General features: G+C 57.9%; 17 protein-coding genes, 1 tRNA gene and 2 pseudogenes. 6 read left to right on the top strand and 14 right to left on the bottom strand.

Features of this window, described 5'->3' with window-relative positions:
- Positions 1-21 precede the first annotated feature (21 nt).
- Together AC0L8G_RS07240 and AC0L8G_RS07235 are read left to right on the top strand one after the other, a co-directional pair.
- Positions 22-1,224, top strand: a complete 1,203-nt coding sequence (locus AC0L8G_RS07240; RefSeq protein ID WP_473388008.1) for a cystathionine gamma-synthase — start codon at positions 22-24, stop codon at positions 1,222-1,224.
- 179 nt (positions 1,225-1,403) lie between these two features.
- On the top strand, positions 1,404-2,822 hold the full coding sequence (locus AC0L8G_RS07235; protein WP_473388006.1) for an alanine/glycine:cation symporter family protein: 1,419 nt from the start codon (positions 1,404-1,406) through the stop codon (positions 2,820-2,822).
- A gap of 6 nt (positions 2,823-2,828) precedes the next feature.
- On the opposite strand, the gene AC0L8G_RS07230 is transcribed toward AC0L8G_RS07235, so the two are convergent.
- The 5 genes from AC0L8G_RS07230 to rpmH are packed head-to-tail and all read right to left on the bottom strand — an operon-like array spanning position 2,829 to position 6,850.
- On the bottom strand, positions 2,829-3,773 hold the full coding sequence (locus tag AC0L8G_RS07230) for a tyrosine recombinase XerC (RefSeq protein ID WP_473388004.1): 945 nt from the start codon (positions 3,771-3,773) through the stop codon (positions 2,829-2,831).
- 47 nt (positions 3,774-3,820) lie between these two features.
- Entirely contained in the window at positions 3,821-4,465 is a 645-nt protein-coding gene (gene yihA / locus AC0L8G_RS07225; protein ID WP_473388001.1) for a ribosome biogenesis GTP-binding protein YihA/YsxC, read from the bottom strand.
- Positions 4,462-6,261, bottom strand: a complete 1,800-nt coding sequence (gene yidC, locus AC0L8G_RS07220) for a membrane protein insertase YidC (protein WP_473387999.1) — start codon at positions 6,259-6,261, stop codon at positions 4,462-4,464. Before yidC ends, yihA begins: the two co-directional genes overlap by 4 nt.
- Positions 6,262-6,320: 59 nt before the next feature.
- Positions 6,321-6,656, bottom strand: coding sequence for a ribonuclease P protein component (rnpA, locus tag AC0L8G_RS07215; protein WP_473387998.1), 336 nt, complete (start codon positions 6,654-6,656; stop codon positions 6,321-6,323).
- A gap of 59 nt (positions 6,657-6,715) precedes the next feature.
- Positions 6,716-6,850, bottom strand: coding sequence for a 50S ribosomal protein L34 (rpmH, locus tag AC0L8G_RS07210; RefSeq protein ID WP_473387996.1), 135 nt, complete (start codon positions 6,848-6,850; stop codon positions 6,716-6,718).
- A gap of 321 nt (positions 6,851-7,171) precedes the next feature.
- Between rpmH and AC0L8G_RS07205 the strand changes: the two genes are divergently transcribed.
- Genes AC0L8G_RS07205 through AC0L8G_RS07195 form a run of 3 tightly spaced genes read left to right on the top strand, consistent with a single transcriptional unit; the run spans position 7,172 to position 10,741 of the window.
- A complete protein-coding gene (locus tag AC0L8G_RS07205; RefSeq protein ID WP_473387995.1) occupies positions 7,172-7,891 on the top strand; it encodes a TVP38/TMEM64 family protein in 720 nt (239 codons plus the stop codon).
- 2 nt (positions 7,892-7,893) lie between these two features.
- Positions 7,894-9,306, top strand: coding sequence for a dihydrolipoyl dehydrogenase family protein (locus AC0L8G_RS07200; RefSeq protein WP_473387993.1), 1,413 nt, complete (start codon positions 7,894-7,896; stop codon positions 9,304-9,306).
- A gap of 22 nt (positions 9,307-9,328) precedes the next feature.
- Entirely contained in the window at positions 9,329-10,741 is a 1,413-nt protein-coding gene (locus tag AC0L8G_RS07195; protein ID WP_473387992.1) for a sensor histidine kinase, read from the top strand.
- A gap of 3 nt (positions 10,742-10,744) precedes the next feature.
- Here AC0L8G_RS07195 and ggt read toward each other — a convergent pair whose 3' ends face one another.
- Entirely contained in the window at positions 10,745-12,535 is a 1,791-nt protein-coding gene (ggt, locus tag AC0L8G_RS07190) for a gamma-glutamyltransferase (protein WP_473387991.1), read from the bottom strand.
- A 315-nt stretch (positions 12,536-12,850) separates the two neighbouring features.
- Here ggt and AC0L8G_RS07185 point away from each other — a divergent pair.
- Positions 12,851-12,927 (top strand) — tRNA-Arg (locus AC0L8G_RS07185).
- A 329-nt stretch (positions 12,928-13,256) separates the two neighbouring features.
- Here AC0L8G_RS07185 and AC0L8G_RS07180 read toward each other — a convergent pair.
- The 8 genes and pseudogenes from AC0L8G_RS07180 to AC0L8G_RS07145 all read right to left on the bottom strand — a co-directional run.
- Positions 13,257-13,788: pseudogene (locus AC0L8G_RS07180) on the bottom strand (integrase core domain-containing protein); the annotation flags it as partial.
- Positions 13,774-13,947 (bottom strand): annotated as a pseudogene (locus tag AC0L8G_RS07175) (efflux RND transporter permease subunit); the annotation flags it as partial. The pseudogenes AC0L8G_RS07175 and AC0L8G_RS07180, both read right to left, overlap by 15 nt.
- A gap of 56 nt (positions 13,948-14,003) precedes the next feature.
- A complete protein-coding gene (locus AC0L8G_RS07170) occupies positions 14,004-16,184 on the bottom strand; it encodes a zinc-dependent metalloprotease (RefSeq protein ID WP_473388830.1) in 2,181 nt (726 codons plus the stop codon).
- 37 nt (positions 16,185-16,221) lie between these two features.
- Positions 16,222-16,671 (bottom strand): hypothetical protein, encoded by a 450-nt coding sequence (locus tag AC0L8G_RS07165; RefSeq protein WP_473387989.1) that lies wholly within the window; start codon positions 16,669-16,671, stop codon positions 16,222-16,224.
- A gap of 94 nt (positions 16,672-16,765) precedes the next feature.
- On the bottom strand, positions 16,766-18,019 hold the full coding sequence (locus AC0L8G_RS07160; RefSeq protein WP_473387987.1) for a TonB-dependent receptor: 1,254 nt from the start codon (positions 18,017-18,019) through the stop codon (positions 16,766-16,768).
- Positions 17,904-19,823 (bottom strand): TonB-dependent receptor plug domain-containing protein, encoded by a 1,920-nt coding sequence (locus tag AC0L8G_RS07155; protein ID WP_473387986.1) that lies wholly within the window; start codon positions 19,821-19,823, stop codon positions 17,904-17,906. The genes AC0L8G_RS07160 and AC0L8G_RS07155 overlap by 116 nt, the downstream gene beginning before the upstream one ends.
- 100 nt (positions 19,824-19,923) lie before the next feature.
- Entirely contained in the window at positions 19,924-20,928 is a 1,005-nt protein-coding gene (locus AC0L8G_RS07150) for a FecR family protein (protein ID WP_473387984.1), read from the bottom strand.
- On the bottom strand, positions 20,925-21,491 hold the full coding sequence (locus AC0L8G_RS07145) for an RNA polymerase sigma factor (protein ID WP_473387982.1): 567 nt from the start codon (positions 21,489-21,491) through the stop codon (positions 20,925-20,927). Before AC0L8G_RS07145 ends, AC0L8G_RS07150 begins: the two co-directional genes overlap by 4 nt.
- Positions 21,492-21,692 lie beyond the last annotated feature (201 nt).

Genomic DNA, 21,692 nt, shown 5'->3' with positions numbered 1-21,692 from the left:
AAATGGCCGTGTTGAAGCTGTATGCCTTGGACAAATTCCAGCCAGAGGCATTTCATGAAACACGACGGAAAAAACCGCCCCGCTTTCGCCACCCGCGTCATTCACGCCGGCCAGGAACATGACCCGACCACCGGCGCAGTGATGCAGCCGATTTACCAGACCTCGACCTACGCCCAGGAAAGCCCCGGCGTGCATAAGGGCTTTGTCTATGCGCGCGGCGCCAACCCGACACGCCACGCCTATGAGCGCTGCATCGCCGACCTTGAAAACGGCGCGCGCGGATTTGCATTCGCCTCCGGCATGGCGGCGATCTCCACCATGCTCGAACTCTTCCCTGCCGGGTCGAACATCATCGCCATGGACGATGTTTATGGCGGCACGTTTCGACTGTTCGAAAAGGTGCGTCGCACATCCGCGAATTTGTCATTCACCTATGTTGACCTCACCGATCCGAAAAAATTCGAAGCCGCGATTACGCCGGACACGAAACTTGTCTGGCTGGAGACGCCCACCAATCCCTTGCTGAAAATTGTCGACATTGAAGCGATTGCAAAGATCGCAAAGAAGCATGGGATCGTTGTCGGCTGCGACAACACTTTCGCTTCGCCCTATTGTCAGCGTCCGCTCGATTTCGGCGCAGATATTGTCATGCATTCGGCGACGAAATATCTCGGCGGACATTCCGATGTCATTGGCGGCGTGCTTGTGGTCAATGACAAGGAGTTAGGCGAGCGCATCGCCTTCCTGCAAAACTCGGTCGGCGCCATTCAGGGCCCATTCGATTCCTTCCTCGCCCTGCGCGGATTGAAAACACTGGCGCTGCGGCTTGAACGCTCATCATCGAATGCGCTGGCGCTGGCCGAATGGCTGGAAGCCCACCCCGCCATTGATCGCGTCACCTATCCGGGGCTCAAATCGCATCCCGGCCACGCCGTCGCCAAACGCCAGATGGACGCCTATGGCGGCATGGTCACGATTTTTGTCAAAGGCGGCCTCGATGCGGCGAAAACATTCCTCGAGCGTGTGGAGCTCTTCACCCTCGCTGAATCGCTCGGCGGCGTTGAAAGCCTGATCGAGCATCCGGGCATCATGACTCACGCCTCTATCCCGCCGGAGCGGCGCAAGGAGATGGGGCTCGACGATTCCCTGGTGCGTCTGTCCGTGGGCGTCGAAGATTTCGGCGACCTTCAACGCGACCTTGAGCATGCGCTAGCCGGCCTTTAAAGGCATGACCTTTCCATCCGCTCTTTCCCGCGAAGGCGGGAATCCAGATAGCCAGCGATAGCCAGGCAACCGACGCAGTTCCTGATCGGCTGGATCCCCGCTTGCGCGGGGATGCGCGGTGGGAGTGGATTTCTTTCCCGAAGCCCCTATGATTCAATGGTAGATATACGGATTAAACCATGGCCGACGCCCCCAGCCTAGCCGAGCGCATTGACAATGCGCTGACCCCGGTCAGCGATTTCGTTTCATCGATCATCTTCTATTCTGTCGATATCGCCGGCGTGTCGCTGCCCTTGGTCGTCATCTGGCTGATGACAGCGGCGATTATTCTCACCTTCTCGCTCGGCTTCATTAACCTGCGCGGCTTCCGCCATGCCTGGAGCCTGGTGCTCAATCCCCACGACCAGCAAGGCGCCCATGGCGAGATATCGCATTGGCAAGCACTAAGCTCCGCCCTTTCGGGCACGGTCGGGCTTGGCAATATCGCCTCCGTGCCGGTCGCCATCGCGATAGGCGGGCCCGGCGCCGTGTTCTGGATGGTGGTCGCCGGCTTTTTCGGCATGTCGTCGAAATTCGCCGAATGCGCGCTCGCTGTGAAATACCGCAAGGTGCGCCCTGACGGTTCGACGCTTGGCGGGCCAATGTACTACATCGAGGAAGTATTCCGCCGGCTTGGCATGAAAACACTCGGCAAAGCGGCGGCGATTTTCTTTGCGATCATGGCCATTGGCGCGTCGATCAGCATCTTTCAGGTGAACCAGTCCCATGCGCAGTTCGCCAATGTCACAGGGCTGAAAATTCCCGTCCTTTTCGGAATCGTCATGGCGACGGGCGTTGCGATTGTTATTCTTGGCGGCATCAAACGCATTGGCAAGGTGACCGGCATCCTCGTGCCGCTGATGGGCGCAGTATATCTTAGCGCTGGTCTGGTCATTCTCGCCATGAACTTTTCCGCGATACCCGACGCTTTCCGCACCATTTTCGAAAGCGCCTTCGGTCTGGATGCGGCGGGCGGCGGATTTGTCGGCGCGCTGATCAACGGCATTCGCCGCGCCACCTATTCCAACGAAGCTGGCGTCGGCTCGGCGGCGATCGCGCACTCTGCGGTGAAAACCAATGAACCTTTGACCGAAGGTTATGTGGCGTTGCTCGAACCCTTCATCGACACGATCGTGGTGTGCACCATCACCGCGCTCGTCGTTATCGTCACCGGCGCTTATGAACCCTTTCTTTATGGCGAGAATGTCGTCGGAATCGAAATCACCTCGGCCGCCTATGAAAGCGCATTCAGCTGGTTCCCCTATATCCTGCTGGTCGCCTCTGTGCTTTTCGCCTTCACGACCCTCGTCAGCTGGGCGTTTTACGGGGCGCAGGCGGCCGCTTACCTTTTCGGCGACACCAAGAAAGTCGATGTGCTGTTCAAGCTGTCGCTGTGTTTCGTTCTGTCCACCGGCGCCGCCGTGTCGCTATCGTCGATCATCAACTTCATCGACTCCATGCTGTTCGGCATGTGCATCCCGAACATCATCGCGCTCTACTTCCTGTTGCCGGAGCTGAAGCGTGACGTGAAAACCTACAAGGCGAAGTTCGGCGTTTAACGCTATCTAAGCGCGCGGATGCGCCTTGTCGAAAGCGCGCAAGAGACTGTCGCGATCGATCTTGGTATAGCGCTGCGTCGCCGCAAGCGAGGAATGGCCCAGCAATTCCTGGATCGCGCGCAGATCCCCGCCCGCCGATAAAAGGTGCGTCGCGAAGGCGTGGCGCAACGCATGGGGCGTGGCGGAATCCGGCAGCCCGAGCGCCACGCGAAGCTTCGCCATGGTGCGTTGCGCAAGCGTCGCGCTTAAGGGCTTGCCGCGGGTGGAAAAGAACAGTGGATCGCCCGCCTCCCCGCCATAGGGGCATAAAGCGGCATAGGCGTCGATCGCTTCGCGCGCGGCCGGCACGACCGGCACAAGCCTTGTCTTCGCACCCTTGCCCTTGATGCGCAGCGCGTCTTCCAGCGGAGCCTCGCCCCAGCGCAACGACAAGGCCTCGGAAATGCGCAGGCCGCATCCGTAAAGCAGCGTCATCAGCGCGGCGTCACGCGCCTGCTCCCAGTTCTGCTTTTTAGATGTGGTCTTCATCGTCTGCGCCGCATCGATCAGCGCATGCGCGTCAGCTTCGTTCACCGGGCGCGGCAGGCGCTCTTTCGCCTTTGGTCCGCGCATGATGGCGATGGCGTCATTGTCGATATCCGCACGCTTGCGCAGGAATTTGTAGAACGTTTTGATTGCGGAGAGTTCCAGCTTGATCGATGGCGGCGCAAGCCCCTCGTTTCGTCTCTCAGCGAGGAACGCGCGGAAGTCTTTCGTCTCCAGCGCCGCGAGTTGATCCAGCGTCACAGTCCCGCCGAGATAGCCGCGCAGAAAACCATCGAACCGTTCCAGCGTCGCGCTATAGTTGCGCAGCGTATAGGCGCTTGCGCGCTTTTCCGATTTCAGATGCCGCTCAAATGCATCGCGCCAGTTTGCGAGCGTCATTTCTGCATTGGAAGAAGCCTTGGCCATAAGCCTAGATCGCACCGATGAAGGTTAACAAAACCTTACCGAGTGCGTCAGCGCAGGGAAAGCGCCGCCAAATCCGCCCGCAACAGATCGATGCCATCGCCTTTTTCTGCGGAGGTGGCGCGCACGATGGGGTGCGCGGCGGGACGCCGGACGATCTGTTTTTCGGTTTCACCGACAACATGCGCAAGCGCCGTCGGTTTGATCTTGTCCGCTTTGGTCAGGATGATCTGGTAGTTCACCGCCGTCTCGTCGAGCAGGCCCATGATCTCAAGATCCGTCGGCTTCAACCCATGACGGGAATCGACCAGCAGGCACACCCGGCGCAACACGGACCGCCCGCGCAGGAAGTCCTTGGTCAACGCCGTCCACCGCTCCACATCCTTGCGCGGCGCTTTGGCATAGCCATAGCCGGGCAAGTCAACGAGGCGGAGCTGGCCTTCAATGTCGAAATAGTTGAGCTCCCGCGTGCGGCCCGGCGTGTTCGACGCGCGCGCGAGGCCGTTCTGTCCGACCAGCGCATTCAAAAGCGTCGACTTGCCCACATTGGAGCGGCCGGCGAAGGCAATCTCGGACGGGCCCTCTTCCGGCAGGCTGTCGAGATCGACAACACCCAACATGAAGACGGCCGGGCGCGCGAAAAGCAAACGCCCAGCCTCAATTTCTTCCGGTGAAAACTCGTCAGGCGACGTCACTTCGCGGCGCCGTCTTCGGCCTTTTTGGCCCAGGGCAGTTTCAATCGCTCGCCCAGCTCAACCTTCACGCCGTTTTTCTTCATGATGTACCATTGCTGCAAAATGCCGAGCGTGGTGTTCCAGAACCAGTAGAGCACCAGACCCGCCGCGAAGGGTGCAAAGATAAAGACAAAGACGAACGGCATCAGGCCAAAAATCTGCGCCTGCACCGGATCAGCCGGCGGCGGGTTCAGCTTGGTCTGGAACCACATGGCGACGCCCATCAGCAATGGCAGGAAACCAATCCCCAAAAACGCGCCGATCAGCGGCAGCGCGGTCGGGTCAAAGGGCAACAGACCGAAAAGGTTGAAAATCGTTGTCGGGTCCTGCGCCGACAAATCCTGAATATAGAGGAATGGCTGGTGACGCAGCTCAATCGTGACGAACAGCGTTTTGTAAAGCGCGTAGAAGATTGGCATCTGCAACAACATCGGCAGGCAGCCCGCAAGGGGATTCATCTTCTCCTTCTTGTAGAGCGCCATCATCTCCTGCTGCAGCTTCATCTTGTCGTCGGTGTAACGCTCCTGCAGTTTTTTAATTTCCGGCTGCAGCTTTTTCATTTTCGACATCGACTCATAGCCTTTGTTCGCCAGCGGGAACAAAATCAGCTTGATCACCAATGTCAGCAGCAAGATAGCGACGCCGAAATTGCCAATCTTGTCGCCGAAAAAGTTGAGCGTGTAGAAAATAGGACGGGTCAGGAAGAAAAGGTGTCCCCAATCAACCGCCTTGTCGAAATCATAAACACCGAGCCCGCCATCTTCCGGCTGTGCTTCATATGACTGCAATAGATCGACGTCTTTCGGCCCGCCGAAAATATAGGACTGAAACACATCGCTCTCGCCCGGCGCCAGGGTAAGCGCCGGCGTTGCGTAGAACGCCTCGAAGATCGGGCTTTCTGTCGTGCCGCGATTGGTGAGCAGCGCGTTGATTTCCTGATCCGCCGGCGGAACGACCGCAGCGAGCCAGTTCTTGTTGGTGATGCCGACCCAGCCGCCAACGCCGGATTCTTCGATCTTCGCTTTCTTGTTCTTTTTCAGCTTGTTGTATTTGCGCTCAAAAAGTTCTTTGCCGATCACGCCAAGCGGGCCTTCATGCAGGATCATGAAGTTGCGGTAGTCTTCGGGAATGTTCCGTTGGGTGACGGTGGCAAAGGCCTGCAATGAAACTGTTTCGCCATTATTGTTCGTCACTTTCTGAGTGACGGTGAACATGTATTTTTCATCAATGGCGAAAGTCTTTTCAAAGACCAGCCCATTGGATTCGCGGGTCAGCGTCACCGGCGTGGTCGTTGTCAGCACCGCGCCTTCCGGTGCGGCCCATAAGGCGCGCGCGCCATTATCGCGCCCCGCCGCCCAGCCTTGCTGAACGAAATGCCCATGGGTTGTTTCTTCCGGGCTCAGCAGACGGATCGCCGGGCTCTCATCGTCGATCGTCTCGTGATATTGAAGCAGCACCAGATCGTCGAGGCGGCCGCCCTTCAGATTGATCGATCCTTGCAGCGTCGCGGTTTTGATCGGCACCCGCGCCGTGTTCTGCGCTAGCGCCTCCTCAACGGAAAGCTGCGCCTCGCCGCCAATCAACCCGCCGCCAATTGAGGCGTCGGAAACACCCTGCTCCGCGGCTTTCTCGGCCTGTTCAGCCTGCGCCTGGCGAGCCGCCTGCTGGGCCTGCTGCTGCGGGCCGATTACGAATTGGTCCCAGACCAAAAACACGCCCATGGAGAGGACGATCGCCAAGATCAAATTGCGGTCCATGAAAAATCCCGATGAATTGCTGAAACCGCGCGAAGGCCCGCGCCCCACGCCTGTCGTTGCTATGTAGTGTTGTGCGAGAGCCTTAAAAGGGCGCGCTTCATATCGTCAAGCAGCGCATTGAAATTGCGATCATACGCCGCCATTCGCGCTATTAGCACATAATCGCGCCCTGCGGCGGCATGGTCAGGAAAAACTTCCCGCGCGGCCGCCCGCAGGCGCCGGCGAATGCGGTTGCGGACCACCGCCCCGCCCAGCTTTTTCGTAACTGTCAGGCCGAGACGGGACATGGACTGGTTTTCCGGATTGTCCCGAACAAGCATCAGAAATGACGGCGCATGGGCTTTTTCCGCCCCGCGCATCGCCAGGAAATCCGAGCGCTTTTTGATAACGCCCATGGGAATAGCTGCGCTGGAAGCGCTAGCCGATTGATTTGGTTGTGATTCTTCCGCCAGAGTTAGGCGGAGAGCCGCTTGCGGCCCTTGGCGCGGCGCGAGGCCAGCACTTTTTGGCCGCCCTTGGTCGCTTTGCGCGCGCGGAAGCCGTGGCGGCGCTTGCGCTTCAGCCGGCTCGGTTGAAAAGTGCGTTTCATCGTTCAGTCCTCAAGACGGGGTGGAATCGCGGCGCGCGCCGCCCATTCGACAGTCAAACAAGAGGCGGGGGAATAAACCGGCCAAAGCCCGGCGTCAACACTACAGGAGCCGGATTCCAGCGGCTTCGAGGCCGAATTCACCGATTTCGCCCCATAGCGGAGACTTCGCGGCCTTGTGACCGTTAACCAGGACATCGTGAGCGCAATTCGGGCCGGCCTTCGCTAGAAAAGGCCGCGACCGGCGCTGCGCCAGTCTATAGTCCCCCGGCCGCTGATTCCCTATGGCCAACCCAAGATTCGTCCCTCCTCTTCAGGTAAGCAATGCCCCAAGCCTCCCCCAGCCTCCTAAAACGCGCTCTGCCGCTCGCCATCATCGCGATTGCGCTCATCGCTTTTTTCTCCCTCGGGCTTCAGCGCTATTTCACCCTGGACACGCTGCGAGACAATCGCGAGGCCCTGCGCGCCTGGGTCGAGGCGGACCCGCTGCGCGCCATGGCGATATTTCTGGGTGTCTACGCAGCGGCGGTCGCGATCTCATTTCCGGGGGCGAGCATCCTCACGATCTTTGGCGGCTTTCTGTTCGGCCTGTGGCCAGGAACGCCGCTTATTGTCGTCGCCGCCACGATTGGCGCGACGCTCATTTTCCTCGCGGCGCGCACGGCGCTCGGAGACATGCTGAGCAAACGCGCCGGCGGGTTCGCCAAACGCATGGAAGAAGGATTTCGCCAGGGTGAGCTGTCCTACATGTTCGTGCTGCGGCTGGCGCCGGTATTCCCATTCTGGGCGGTGAATATCGCGGCGGGTCTGATGGGCGTTTCGCTGCGTAATTTTCTCGTGGGCACGTTTTTCGGAATCATTCCCGGCTCCTTCGTCTATGCGAGCATCGGCGCAGCAGCGGGCGCCGCCTTTGATGCGGGTGAAGACATTTCCCTTTCCGGCGTTTTGTTGAAGCCGGAAACCATCACGCCGATTATCGGCCTCATCGTTCTGGCGCTGATCCCGGTCTTTCTGAAACGCAAAGCCGCGCCGGAGACGCCATAAGCATGTCGCAAACAATCAAAGCGGATATTTGCATTATCGGCGCGGGATCGGGCGGCCTGTCCGTAGCCGCAGGCGCCGCCATGCTGGGCCGCAAGGTCGTCCTGATCGAAGAAGGCGCGATGGGCGGCGATTGCCTGAATACCGGATGCGTCCCGTCAAAGGCGCTGATCGCCGCCGCCGCTCGCGCCGAAGACATGCGCAATGCGGCGAAATTCGGCATTGCGAATGTAGAGCCGCAGATCGATTTCGCCGCGGTCATGGATCATGTGCACGGGGTCATCGACACGATAGCGCCCATCGACAGTCAGGAACGTTTCGAAGGTCTCGGCGTCACCGTCTTGCGCGCGCATGCCTCCTTTACCGGTCCGCGCGAAGTGAAAGCCGGCGAGCAAACCGTCGCAGCAAAACATTTCGTCATCGCGACGGGGTCAAAGCCCTTTGTCCCGCCCATACCGGGCCTCGCGGACGTTTCCTATTTCACCAATGAAACGATCTTCGAAAACCGCACGCGCCCCGATCATCTGATCATCATTGGCGGCGGACCGATCGGCGTTGAAATGGCGCAGGCCCATCGCCGCCTCGGATCGGACGTCACCATCATCGAGGGCGGTAAAATTCTGGGCCGGGATGATCCAGAACTTGTCGAAATTGCGCGCGCGCGTCTCGTCAAGGAAGGCGTTGAAATTGTTGATGACGCAAAAGCGGAAAAGATTTCAAAAACTGAAAAAGGCGTCAGCGTTTCAATCGGCGCACGCGCGATTGAAGGCTCGCATCTCTTGGTTGCCGTCGGCCGCAAAGCCACCGTGGACGGTTTGAATCTCGAAGCGGCGGGCGTCGACTATTCCGATAAGGGGATCAAGACGGATAACCGGCTGCGCACGACCAATAAACGCATCTATGCGGTTGGCGATGTCGCCGGCGGTCGGCAGTTCACGCATGTGGCGGGCTATCACGCCTCTGTCGTCGTCCGCAACATGCTGTTCAAAATGCCTTCGAGCAATAATGAGCATCTCGCTCCACATGTAACTTATTGCGACCCGGAGCTTGCCCAGATCGGCCTCACGGAAAGCCAGGCGCGCGAACAAGACAGAAATATCAAAGTCGTCCGCTGGCCATTTGCTCAAAATGACCGCGCCGAAGCTGAACGCGACACCGAAGGGCTGGTCAAAGTCGTCACCGACAAAAAGGGCCGCATATTGGGCGCAGGCATTGTCGGACCCGGGGCCGGAGACCTGCTCCAGCCGCTGACTCTCGCAATCTCCGCAGGGCTTAAAATCCGCGCCTTCACTGATATGATCGCGCCCTATCCGACCCGTAGCGAAGCCAGCAAACGCGCCGCGGGCGCATGGTATTCAGATACGCTCTTTTCGCCGCGGACCCGAATGCTTATTTCTATCCTCTCCATGTTCGACTAGAGCCCGCATCCCACAGAGTCCTATGTCCGCCGCTATTGCAAAACGATCACTCTCAACCAAGCTGCTTTTGCTGACGATCGTTTTCGTTTTCGTGGCGGAACTGGTTGTGCTCGTTCCGTCTGTCGCGAAACAGCGCCTGGACTGGTTCAATTTGCGATTTGAAGAAGCCTATCTCGCCAGCCTGGCGCTTGAGGGGCCGCGAGAAATCGCGCTCGATGAAACCCTGGTGCGTCAGCTATTCAGCACAGCGAACATTCTTGGCGTTACAATCAATAGCGATGACATGCGCATGCTGATTCTCGCGCCGGAAATCAATCCGCATGGCGCGCCGAACATGTTGTCCGTCGATCTTATTGAGGAGAACTCGCTGACCCTCATCACCAACGCATGGGGAACAATGTTCTCAAGCGGCGATCATTTGATTCAGGCGACCGGAGCGCCGAAATTCGTTCCTGGACAAACGGTCGACATCATCGTGTCGCAGAAAGCCTTGCGAAACGATCTGCATGCCTATGCGGCGAATATTTTAAAACTGTCGCTGGTGATCTCCACTCTGACCGCCGGGCTTGTCTATTGGGCGCTCAACCGGATGATCGTGCATCCGGTGAAACGATTGACCGCCAATATCACCGCCTTTGACGCCGATCCGGAAAACGCACATGGCGTGTTGACGCCGTCAGGACGCAAGGACGAAATCGGCGCGGCGGAACAAAGTCTCGCCGCCATGGAATCCAGCGTACGCGGCCTGCTGGGCGAACGCCGCCGCCTCGCCGCGCTCGGCGCAGGCATATCGAAGATCAGCCATGATTTGCGCAACATTCTCGCCTCTGCGCAATTGATGTCTGACCGGCTGTCGAAATCAGACGACCCAAGCGTCCGGAAACTGGCGCCGCGCCTGATCTCGGCGCTTGATCGCGCCATCGCGCTTAGTCGCGACACGCTAACCTATGGCCGGATGGAATCCCGCCTACTCGATAAATCGCCCTTTGTCCTGCATGAGCTTGTTGAAGAAGTCTTCGAAGACACAGCAGCGATGGGCATTGTCGCGGAAAATAATGCGCCTGAAGATCTTTCCATCGTCGCCGACCGCACGCAACTTTACCGGACGCTGTTCAACCTCGTGCGCAACGCCATGGAAGCGATGACCGAGAATGCAGACGGATCCGAGACCGCCGAATTCGGCAAGGTGACCATCGACGCCGTTATTGAAGGCCGGGAATTGCTGATCACCATCGCGGATACCGGCCCCGGATTGCCTGAACACGCCAAGGCCGATCTCTTCGAACCATTCAAGGGCTCGCAAAAGCCCGGTGGTTCCGGCCTCGGCGTCGCCATCGCGGCTGAAATCACCCGCGCCCATGGCGGCGCGATCACGCTGGTGAAGAGTGATGACACGGGCGCGGCTTTCCGCGTCCGCCTCCCCCACGCCAGCTAGGCGCTAATCCGCTTCCACCACGCCGGTGAGCCAAACGCCTTCGCGGCGAGGATCGGCGCCGCCTTCGAAGGTCCCGTCCGGCAACCGCTTGAAGGCGTGGACGCCGCTATTGAGATCTCGCGTTTCCACCGGATGCCCCATCGCCTTCAGCCCTTCGATGACCTGTGTATCAAAGCCGCCGGCTTCCAGCATCGGCGCGCCGCGCGGATACACCGCGTTGGGCAGGTCCACCGCTTCCTGCGTCGACATGTTCCAGTCGATCATCGCGATCAGTGTTTTGGCCACATAGCCGATAATCGCCGGCCCGCCCGGCGAGCCCGCAGCAGCCCAAACGGCGCCATCCTTATCGAACACAATGGCAGGCGACATGGAGCTGCGCGGACGCTTGCCCGGCGCCACCGCATTCGCCACCGGCTTGCCATCGCGCACCGGCAGGAACGAAAAATCAGTGAGCTGATTGTTCAGCACCATGCCCGCCGCCATCAGATGACTGCCAAAGGCGAACTCAACCGTCGTCGTCATGGACACCACATTGCCGTCGCCATCGACAATGACAAAGTGACTGGTCGAAGGCGGTTCCGGCGATGCGTCGGCGCCATAGCGCTTCCACTGGCCCGCCCCTTCCGCAAGGTCAAAAGCGGAAGGATCGCCAGCCTCTACTGATTCCGCCGCCTTCGCGGCATCGATAAGCGCCGAACGCGCCTTAAGATAGGCGGGGTTCAACAGCCCCGCGATCACCGCTTCCGGCGACAGACCGTCATCGGACAATTGCTCATTGTCGGCGAGATATTCGTTGCGATCCGCATAGGCGAGCCGCGACGTCTCGAAAATCAAATGCAACGCCTCGATCGATCCGGAGCCGGCGCCCGCCATGTCAAAATCCTGCAGCATGGACAGGATCTGCAGCAGCGTCACGCCGCCTGAACTTGGCGGCGCCATCGAACAAACCTGATAAGCACGGTAGTCGCCGCATACGGGATCCAGCTTCACCGCCCGATAGGCTTTCATATCTTCCAGCGTCATGCCGCCGGGCTGTGGCGCGCCATTCACTGCCGCTACAATCTCCTCGGCGATCGGCCCTTCATAGAACGCGTCAGCGCCGCCATTGGCGACGGCTTTCAGCGTCTGTGCATAGGCTGGGTTCTTCAGCACATGCCCGACCGGCCATGGCGCGCCGTCTTCCGCATAGAAATAGGCGGCGGCGGCGGGCAATTGTTTCAGGCGCGGAATGCGCTCCAGCAATCCATTGAGCCGCGGGGACACGTTAAACCCCTCTTCGGCCAGTGAAATCGCCGCGTCAAAATCTTCAGCCCAGGCAAGCTTGCCATGCTCTTGATGCGCAAGCTCAAGCATCCGCACCGCGCCCGGCACGCCCACAGACAGGCCGCCGACCACTGCGTCGTAAAAATTCATCGGCGTGCCGTCATCCTTCAAAAAGCGGTCCGGCGTCGCCGAGGCGGGTGCAGTTTCGCGCCCATTATAGGTTTCAAGCGTGTCAGACCCGGCGTCGTAATGAATCAGGAAGGCGCCGCCGCCAAGGCCGGAAGATTGCGGCTCCACAAGCCCCAGCACGGTCTGCGTCGCGATTGCGGCGTCCACCGCCGAGCCGCCTTTTTTGAGGATTTCCGCGCCGGCTTCCGCCGCATAGGGATTCGCGGCGGCAATAAACCAGTGTTGCTCGGCGGGCGCCTGCGCTTCTTGCACTTCCGCCGTTTCGCGGCTGCAGCCGGCCGCGAAGACTGCCGCCAGCACCATCAAACGCGCCGCCGCGCCCGACCTGAAAACCCGTTTCATACCGCTATTCATCGCCGCGCCCCGCTTTCAGTTGCTCACTGTTCACCCGCCCTTCTTACGCGAGCCCGAGCCGGCTTTCGACCCCATTCCTTGCGCCGTCATGCGGATACGGGGCGCAATGAGGGCGCCTTTCGCCGCAGCCGCACGCCCGCACCGCCATGGGCCAGTTCACAAGCCTCCCCTGCCAGCGACGCGGCCGAAATACAGAAAATCGGCGAAATCACGGGAAAGCATCACTCCGCCCCGCCAGGGCGCTTGCAATTCTCACCGCGTTGGGGTTAAACCCGCGCCTCGCGCCGCCATATGACGCGATACGCACCCGTAGCTCAGCTGGATAGAGCACCAGACTACGAATCTGGGGGTCTGAGGTTCGAATCCTCACGGGTGCGCCATTTTTTCAATGACTTAGAGTGGCCCGACTTGGACCGTTTACAGGCGGTTTACACCTGTGTTCCAGTTTTTAACCACGCCGCTAACTCCACGGCCATAATGATATTACGTTGGCGATGATATTTTTGGGCACGTTCCACACAAAGAATGGCAGCCCGAAAGCATACATTATAGCGATCATGATTATTCGTATTGGCTTGCTTTCGTTTTGCGCACCATGCCACTTGGTTCGAAGCTCTTTGAGATCATTTTCAACATCGACATAAACGTGGCCTGACCCATCGAGGTGATCCGAGCCATTTGTTCGACTCTGCGGGTTCTGGGGCGGCGTTCATGCCGCCACGCTCTGAACGTAAGACGGCACGAACAGCCATGGCAAGATGGCTTTCGGCGAAGATGGTTTATAGCCGCGCGATGAGTGCGAACGAAACGTGTTAAAGTGCGCCCGCCACCATTGATCAGGGTTTTTGCTTCGTTCATCGTGTAGAAGATCTCCCGCGCCAGCAGCTCGTCTCTGAGCTTGAAGTTGAAGCTCTCGCAATAGCCGTTCTCCCATGGCTGCCGGGCTCGATGAACAAGGTTTTGACGCCAAGTCGGCCAAACCATTCACGAAGCGCAGTCGCAATGAACTCAGGATCATTATCGCTGCGAATATTTTGCGGCGGCCCGTGCTTGAGGAAGAGATCGGCGAGAATTTCCAGAATAATCCTGGCGTTGAGGCGACGTCCAACGCGGGTCGCCAGGCATTCACGCCTGAACTCATCAATCACGCACAGCATGCGGAAAGGCTTTCCATCATAGGTGCAATCCATGACAATATCACAACCCCAAACATGATTGCGACGTTCCGGCCGCAAGCGCAGTTCGGTGGCGCGCGGAACGGCGTCGCGCACGTCAAAGCCGGGTTCACGTTGTTCGCTGATGAAATTGACAAGCACGATGCCGTTCAGCATAGCGACGCCGAAGACAGCGATGAAGCCGACTGCCGACGACACGGACAGATACTGCCCGGTGACGAACAGCGCAAAGAGCTCGCTTCTGATCGGTTTTCCGTTATGGGTTTTGTCCCTGACCGCTCCTAATGCGCTGTCATTTTTCGACGTAAATGATTTCGGTGACCGGCGATTTCGCTACCGACTACAACATTGCACAAACCCGAGATGCGTCCGGAAACCTTCGATAGACTTACCTCGGCCGCCGCTTTGGCGTTGTCGTCATAAGCACTATCAGATGCAATCTGAATTAATTTTTCAAGATAGCTGGCCTGCCCTGCACGTAGAATGGGATCCGGCTTTGAAAAACACGACTTTCCGAAAATCGCATCCGTAAGCGTATCGAGAAGTTCGTGCGATGTGTATTCGCCGCCCAGCGCCTCATGGGCGCTCAACCTGTTCAGGCGCAAAGGCGACACCAAATACGAAAGAAGAAATTCCCGCTCCGAAGCGACGGCATCCAGCACTGACAGCGGCTCGCCCCGTCCTGGCGCGCCATAATCGAATCCGCGCCGGACATATTGCGCATGTTTCAACAAAGAGGGCGACAGCGCGTCATAAGCGCCGGGCGCATACACAAGCTTGACAATCAGATCGACAGCACGCGCCTGCTCTTCCCGGGAAACAGGCTCGAACGGGGTCTTTCCACTCTCATTCAGTTGTTTCGTGGTCGCCACTTCCATATGCGCGCCGCCAACAACCATTGCGACTGTGGTGACCAGTTGTCGCCGGCTCGACAGCAATGAATTCAGAGTATCTCGAAGATCCTGAAAAATCTCGTCGCTGTTCGTGTGCGTTGCTTCCAGCCTTGCAATCGCCGCATCAATATTCTCCGCCTGCAATGACGCCCAACCAATAAGGTCGCTCGACATATCGTAAAGTAGTGTGCGTGGATCGACGCCGAGATTATATTGCACGACTTCCGCATCGTTGCCGAAGGCGAGCGCTGGATCAGTTGATTGGGCGAGAAGAGTCCGCACGCGCTCCGCTTCCGCCGCCGGTTCATCAAGCGAGGGAAGATAACCGAACTCGATCGCCCAATAATCATAAGGACCAAGTTCGGTTTGATAATATTGTTTGCGAACGCCATTGGTCGGCATAAAATTCGCCGGCAAATAGTCCATGATCGAGCCTGTGATCAGGCCGTCTGGCTCCTTAAGCGTATCTAGCGAAACCGAGCTCGAAGCTTTCATATTGTGGGTCAATCCCAGTGTATGACCGACCTCATGAATGACAACGGAAACCATAAGCTGGTCAATGACCTGCTGGCGCTTCTCCTCGGAAACACCGCGCGAGCTCAAAATGGCGCGCGTCACCGCGGACTGCGCCTGCATGAAAGCACCCATTTGGCATTTCTCGGCATTTTCAAACGAAAACATTCCGTCAATCAATGAACCGCCAAACGCCTCATCGCCCGCCCCAAAAGACCGCGCGTAACGATCGCCGTTTCTCACAATCCCAAACTCAAGGGCAATGTCAGCGCCAAGTATCTGTCCCGTCCGTGGATCAACAAGAGAGGGCCCGTATCCAAGAAATGGAACTCTGGGGCCGGATGCAAAATAAAGCGTATTGTAACGCAGGTCCCCGGCATCCCATTCCGCATCGTCAGGTTGCTGGCGCACAATGATGGCGTTGCGGAAACCGACACGCTCCAGCGCTTTGTTCCAAACAAGAACACCACGCTCGACCTCATCGCGATATTCAACTGGCGTTGAGTTACTGATCCACCAGGTAATCGGCTCCACAGGTTCCGAAACGGCCTGTTCTGGATGCTTCTTCCTCAAGTCCCAGCGTGAAATGAAGTCATGATATGGCGTTGCGCTCAGGGTTGAGAGGTCTTCCCGCTTGGGCCCAAAATAGCCAACGCGGAAATCCGCGCGGCGCGGCGCAAAACCGTTATTATCCGGCGCCTCAATCAGGGTATGGCTCACTTGCAGCGAAACGTTGCGCGGATCCGCGAGCAACGCTGCATTCGCGCCTACTGAAAACCGTTCACTGTCGGGATGGGATAATACGTATTCGACGCGCACGTCTGTGTTTTTTGGGTAATTGCGATGATCGATAATCTTTGATTTGGATGCATCGACATTGCCCACACTGTATTTCGCCGGGACGCCGGGCTCGCCAGTCGCCGACCCCCGGCGCGGCGTTACAGATGCAAGCGCTTCGCTTTTAAAAACCTCGTTTGCGCATATCAAATAGCGCGCGTCATCGCCCGCATCATCTTGAGCGAGGATTTTTGTGGAAACCAACAGCCCGTCGCTAATGCCGTCTTCCGCCGCACGCGCGAGCGGGCTCTCAGGGTCAACATAGAAATTCGTATTCTTTTGTTCTATCTCGATCTTTTCGAAGTGCCGAACTCAGTTTCAACATTTTTGTTGGATGATAGACAGTCGGAACGGCGCCCATAATGACCGTCCCCTGTATTACCTGCATGTGATAGATAAAAGACTTATCGTCGTTCATTTGGGCGCCGCTGATCTCCATAAAGAGATCACCGTTTTTCGGGTTTTCATAAAGCGGGAACAAACCGTCAGTGCGCGTCAGACCATTCGTTGCGTCGGCCAGCAAGAGAGGACCTGGACTTTCAGCATCAGGTCCGTTCTTGCCGCCTTTTTGGGAAGGAAAAGGCTGACAAGACGCCCCGCCTGATCTGGAAGGCGGCTTGCCAGGCTGAGCCCAGACCGGCGCCGCCGCAAAAGAACAAGCGGCGCAAAATGCGAACAGCATCACGTAACGCACAGACATCATCATGTAATTTCCTCGGGTATTGCGGCCGTGTCAGGCGGAAAACTCCAGCCCTACAGCACCGGATCATTTCCGGCGCTGGAGAGAATTTGTGAGGCGTTTAAAAGTCTTTGGATACAGAAAGTGAAAACCTTCGCCCGAAAGGGTTGCCATTCAGAACGTCGAAACCGAGCGTCGTATCCAGAAACGGGGTCTTTTCGTCGAACACATTATTGACACCTGCAAAAATGCGCCAACCACCCGTGAACGGATCATACGTCTGGTCGAGACGATATGAGACGAACAGGTCAAACATCGTAAATGAATCAACTTGCTGCACAGTTGTAGAGCCAGTCGACGTGTCGCGACCACGCGCGCCGACGAAATGGCGGTATCCAGGCAGGTGATTAATATCCAATGTCAGCGTGGCGTTAGGCAACACGGCCGGACTGAAACTCATACTCGCCCGATGACGCCAATACGGTCCGCGATAGCTCGTACCCGCTAGCGCTAACGCCGGCGTCCCTGGCAAAATGGTTTCGTTCAACCGCGCCTGATAAGTTCCGTCATAAGACAGCAGCACCCTTCCCATACCGGTTGCGAAATTATAGTCAGCAAACACATCGTAAGCCCGGCTTTGGGTTTGTGCGAGATTAATCGGAATCGCGTTCAACGACATGAGCAGGCCTGCTCCGTCCCGCACTATGATGCCCGGGAACAACGCCGTATTCGCCGTTGTAAATTCCAGCCCGAACTCGCCAAGCGGATCGATAATACGGCCGGTGAAATCGATGTTTTGCATTTCGGCGCCAAATCTCAGGCCAGGCGCGAATACAGGCTTGATTTCCACGCCAACGGCCCAGCTTTCGCCCTTTTCAGGTTCAAGATCGGCGTTGCCGCCAAAGTTGTTTTGCGTCAGCCCGAAACAAGGCGGCCCTCCCGCAAGCGCTTGCGGGCAGCCGAAATCCGGAGTCGGTGTGTTGATGCCGCTGAGTGGTTCGCTGAGGTCGAAGACGCTCGGCGCCCGGAACGAGGTGCCGTGAGAAGCCGTCACTTTCATGCCTTGAACAACAGTCCAGCCGAGACCAATACGATAAACAGTTGCATCGCTGACATCAGAGGAATGCGCATATCGCACGGCGCCCGTCAGTAAGAGCTCCTGAAATCCGGGAATGGCGTAGCCTTCGCCAATAATGGGAAAAGCAAGTTCGCCAAAGACAGACGTTGTCTTGCGCGACGCCGTTCCCACAAGGTCCTGGTTAGTGCCGATGCCCTGTATATTCGTGCCCACCGCCGCGGCGCGGTCTTCCCGAAACTCCCCGCCAACGAGACCGACGACAGCGCCGCCGGGCAAACTGAAGAGATCGCCCTGCATGTGACCCGAGAGCATCCGAAGGCTGGTCTTGGAATCGTTGACTCTCAGAATCATTCAGCTCAAGAACCGCAAAGGCGACAGGGTCGGCATTCAGCCCGTCTCCGATGATGTTGATGGCGCCAGCGAGCGCGCCGGTTCGGAGCGCCTGTTCAAACGTGTACCGATCAAGCGACGCCTTGTCGCTCGAGTAAAAACCGGTAAGGCTCCATTTCCAGCTCGGCAGGAAAGGCGCCTCTCCGGAAAGGTTGGCGCTGATCGCCAATTTTTCGGTATTGCTCTCCCGTGTCACATTCGGCAAAAGGCCCGCCGCCGATTCATTTTCAAACTCGTAAACATAACTTGCGGACAAAGGCCCAGGAAACGCCGCCGAAAGAAATGGCGCCGACGACGGACTGGTTATCGTGAAACCCAGCGAATGCGGTCCGGAATCTGTATTCACCTCGCGTTTCGACGCCAGAACGTCGAGCGAGAAGTTTATGGTTTCCGAGAGTTCGGCTCCTGCGTGGAGGAAGGCTGAGTACACATCGGATTCGCCGGTGAATTGTCCGTCTTCAAAGTCGTCTGGCACCGCACCGGGCTGAAGGTCGCCCAGAGTGAGCGTATCGCGCGCGCCCGGAAGCACAGTCGCAAAAGTGCCGCCAATCCCGGGAAGCGAGCCTGCAATGCTTTGAAATCGCCCCGGCTGCGCTAGATTATTGCGATAATCCCCTCCTCCCAGCGCCGTGTAATCCCGGTTTGTGCGCCCGAGATCCACATAGCTCGTTGCATCGCTGGTCAGATAGGAAAAGCTGCCCAGAATGTTCCAGCGATCACCGCTAACGCCACCAAACAACGACGTCTGAAGACTATCGCCGCCAACGCCATTGCCGTTGAAATTAACGCTCGCCTGCAGCCCGTCATAACTGGTGCGCGTGATGATGTTGACAACGCCGCCAATAGCGTCCGTGCCATACACAGCCGATGCGCTGTCGTTGAACACCTCGATGCGCTCAATCGCGGACGACGGCAAACCGGCGATATCTGCAAAATTTGCACCGCCCTGCGCCAGCGCACTCGCTGTGATGGGGCTTCCATTGAGCAGCATCAGGGTCGAGCCAGAGCCAAGCCCGCGCAGATCAGCAGAGGCGCTTTGGTTAAAGTTATTAAAGCCGCTACCCGTGGTGCTGTCATTGCCCGGCGTTGAGGAGCCGACCGCCGAGTTATTTTGCAAAAGAATAGAAAGGGCATCCTCGGCGGTTTGAAGATTGCGCAGCTCCATTTCCTCGCGGGTAATCACCGTGATCTGCGACGTGGGTGCGAATTGTTGCAGGCGCGTGCCGGTAACAACGATGACATCGGAACCGTCGTCCTCGGACCCATTGCTGAGTTCTCGCCCGGCGCCTGTCTGTTCCTCAATTTCAGTCTCAACAACCGTTGGCGCCGCCTGCCCTGACACGTTCGGCCCTTGCGCACCTGCGGCCGACACAGCGTTGTCAGCAATCAACATGATTGCGCCGGATGGGTCGCGACGCGCCACCAATGCGGATTCGCTCAATAGCGCGCCCAAGGCTTCATCGGCGGAATAGGCGCCGGAAACAGCCCGGGCTTGCTCGCCGCGAATCTGATCTTCGACGTAAAGCAGTTCCTGATCCGATTGCGTAATATAGGAGCGTAGCGCGACGACCATGTCGCCGGCCGGAATATCAAATTGCTTCACATGACCAGGCGTAGTCGTCTGCGCCTGCGCCCCCGCAGCCATAACAATTGCAAGTAGACTTACGCCGGCGGTCGCCGCCGCCTGCCTTACCCTGATTACCTTGTTCATTGACTTCGTATCCCCTGTAACAGACGCCGCGTATGCACCCTCGCATACTGGCTCGTTCACAGAATTAAGACGAAGCTCTCCCAATTATCCGGCACCCGGATTACGAATAAATTATGATGCGGTCGCCTTCGCGGCGCAAATTCAAAGAAAAGGCCTCAGAAAGGAGGCGGGAGAATGCCTCTACATTATTCACCCGAAAGCTGCCGCCAACACGGATTTCTGCGATATTCGGGTCTGTGATTTCAAGCTGAACAACATTGTACCGGTTAAACTCACTTACAGCCACGGACAGCGGCGTCTGATCAAAAACCAGAAACCCTTTTCGCCAGGACAGCGTTCTCTCGACTTCCTCCGGCGCCTTATAAACGACCAGCACGCCGCCATTATCCGAACGTGCTATCTGTCCGCCATTCAATACAGTCGACGGTTGCGCAGCATCATCGGCGCGGTTGGAAACGCGGACACGCCCTTCGGTCACCGCCACTTCAATGCCCGCGCCAGTGCGTCGCACTGAAAACCGTGTGCCCAGCACCGTCACCTGTTGTTCGCCCGCATAGACGACAAAGGGCTTGGCGTCGTCATGGGCTATTTCGAAATACGCCTCCCCCTTGGTCAACACCACCGACCGCTTTTCTTCAGTCACATTCGCCGTAAGGGTCGTATCAGTGTTGAGTTCAACGCGGCTGCCGTCCGGCATCGCGACTGTCTCGTATCCGCCTACATATGTCTGGTACACCGGAGATGGCGCGGCGACGCGGCCGTGGATCGCAAAGCCGGCAACCACGAGCAAGAACGTCGCTGCGATGCTTGCGCCATAAGTTGCCATACTCCACCGACGGCGGCGCGGACGCTCCATGTTCGACGAGCTGAGCGCCGCGAGGCGGTCCGCCTCGGACCAGCCGGCGATTAACCGCAACAGCGCCACGCGGTGCGATAGCGAAGCACAAAGCCATTCGCCAAACGTGGGGTTTTCATGGGCATAAAAGGCCAGCTTGTCGGCATCGACGCCGTTATGACGACGATCAAGCCACGCCAACCAATCCGCCGCCGCCCGCTCGACTTCAGCGGCAGTTTCTTTCGGAATCGGCTCCTCCGCTAATGTCATTTCATCTCCTCCCCCTTCAAGCGAAACTCAAAGGGCGATTTTTCGCTTGTCGCCGCCCCAAATAACGCCTCCGACAGCCGGCGAACCCCTTTGCTCACATGTTTCTCAACAGTGCACTCCGCGATCCCGAGTTGCATCGCTGTGTCGCGCTGCGAGAGTCCATATACCTTTCTGAGCACAACGACATTGCGACAACGCGGCGGCAAATCGTCGAGCGCGGCCTGCAATAATCGCAATTCCTGACGCGCAGACACCCGCTCATCCTGCAAAGGTTCATCTATGAAGACGTGCAACGCCTCCAAATCCAGCCCCGTGTCTATGGAAACAACGCGGGATTTTCGCACACGGTCGATCACCAAATTGCGAGCAGTGCTGAAAATAAAGGCCTTCGGAGATTTGGGCCGCTCTTTTCTCGCAGCGGCATAAACTCTGGTAAAAGTCTCCTGCCGTAGATCCTGGATCTCCGAGAGATCGCGCCAATTGCGCCGTAAAAACCGCTCCAACGCTGCTTCATGAGGCAACACGGCCCTCATAAACCAGGCATCGAGACTCTCTTCCGACATGCCGCCCCTCCGGAGGGTTACACCTTCCCAACCGAGAAGAACTGATCATCAGCGGCAAGACTTTTCCAGAAAAACGCCGACGTCAACCCACCGTGACGATCCACGACTGGACGCCAACCTCTCTTCATCGTCATCGCATAGAGAAAAGTCTGACCGCGCAAAGTCGTTTCCCTACGTGAGCGTTATTTGAGTCACTCGGAT

It is taken from the genome of Hyphococcus sp. D3-15, assembly GCF_055809375.1.
Note: the sequence above shows the minus strand (reverse complement) of the source record. Positions and strands in the feature narration are given on the sequence as shown.

Bases quoted from the DNA above. Each gene is read 5' to 3' on its own strand.
- AC0L8G_RS07240 (WP_473388008.1), top strand. From the start codon at position 22: ATGCCTTGGACAAATTCCAGCCAGAGGCATTTCATGAAACACGACGGA.
- AC0L8G_RS07235 (WP_473388006.1), top strand. From the start codon at position 1,404: ATGGCCGACGCCCCCAGCCTAGCCGAGCGCATTGACAATGCGCTGACC.
- AC0L8G_RS07230 (WP_473388004.1), bottom strand. From the start codon at position 3,773: ATGGCCAAGGCTTCTTCCAATGCAGAAATGACGCTCGCAAACTGGCGC.
- yidC (WP_473387999.1), bottom strand. From the start codon at position 6,261: ATGGACCGCAATTTGATCTTGGCGATCGTCCTCTCCATGGGCGTGTTT.
- rnpA (WP_473387998.1), bottom strand. From the start codon at position 6,656: ATGGGCGTTATCAAAAAGCGCTCGGATTTCCTGGCGATGCGCGGGGCG.
- rpmH (WP_473387996.1), bottom strand. From the start codon at position 6,850: ATGAAACGCACTTTTCAACCGAGCCGGCTGAAGCGCAAGCGCCGCCAC.
- AC0L8G_RS07205 (WP_473387995.1), top strand. From the start codon at position 7,172: ATGCCCCAAGCCTCCCCCAGCCTCCTAAAACGCGCTCTGCCGCTCGCC.
- AC0L8G_RS07200 (WP_473387993.1), top strand. From the start codon at position 7,894: ATGTCGCAAACAATCAAAGCGGATATTTGCATTATCGGCGCGGGATCG.
- AC0L8G_RS07195 (WP_473387992.1), top strand. From the start codon at position 9,329: ATGTCCGCCGCTATTGCAAAACGATCACTCTCAACCAAGCTGCTTTTG.
- ggt (WP_473387991.1), bottom strand. From the start codon at position 12,535: ATGAAACGGGTTTTCAGGTCGGGCGCGGCGGCGCGTTTGATGGTGCTG.
- AC0L8G_RS07165 (WP_473387989.1), bottom strand. From the start codon at position 16,671: ATGATGATGTCTGTGCGTTACGTGATGCTGTTCGCATTTTGCGCCGCT.
- AC0L8G_RS07160 (WP_473387987.1), bottom strand. From the start codon at position 18,019: ATGCAGGGCGATCTCTTCAGTTTGCCCGGCGGCGCTGTCGTCGGTCTC.
- AC0L8G_RS07155 (WP_473387986.1), bottom strand. From the start codon at position 19,823: ATGAACAAGGTAATCAGGGTAAGGCAGGCGGCGGCGACCGCCGGCGTA.
- AC0L8G_RS07150 (WP_473387984.1), bottom strand. From the start codon at position 20,928: ATGACATTAGCGGAGGAGCCGATTCCGAAAGAAACTGCCGCTGAAGTC.
- AC0L8G_RS07145 (WP_473387982.1), bottom strand. From the start codon at position 21,491: ATGTCGGAAGAGAGTCTCGATGCCTGGTTTATGAGGGCCGTGTTGCCT.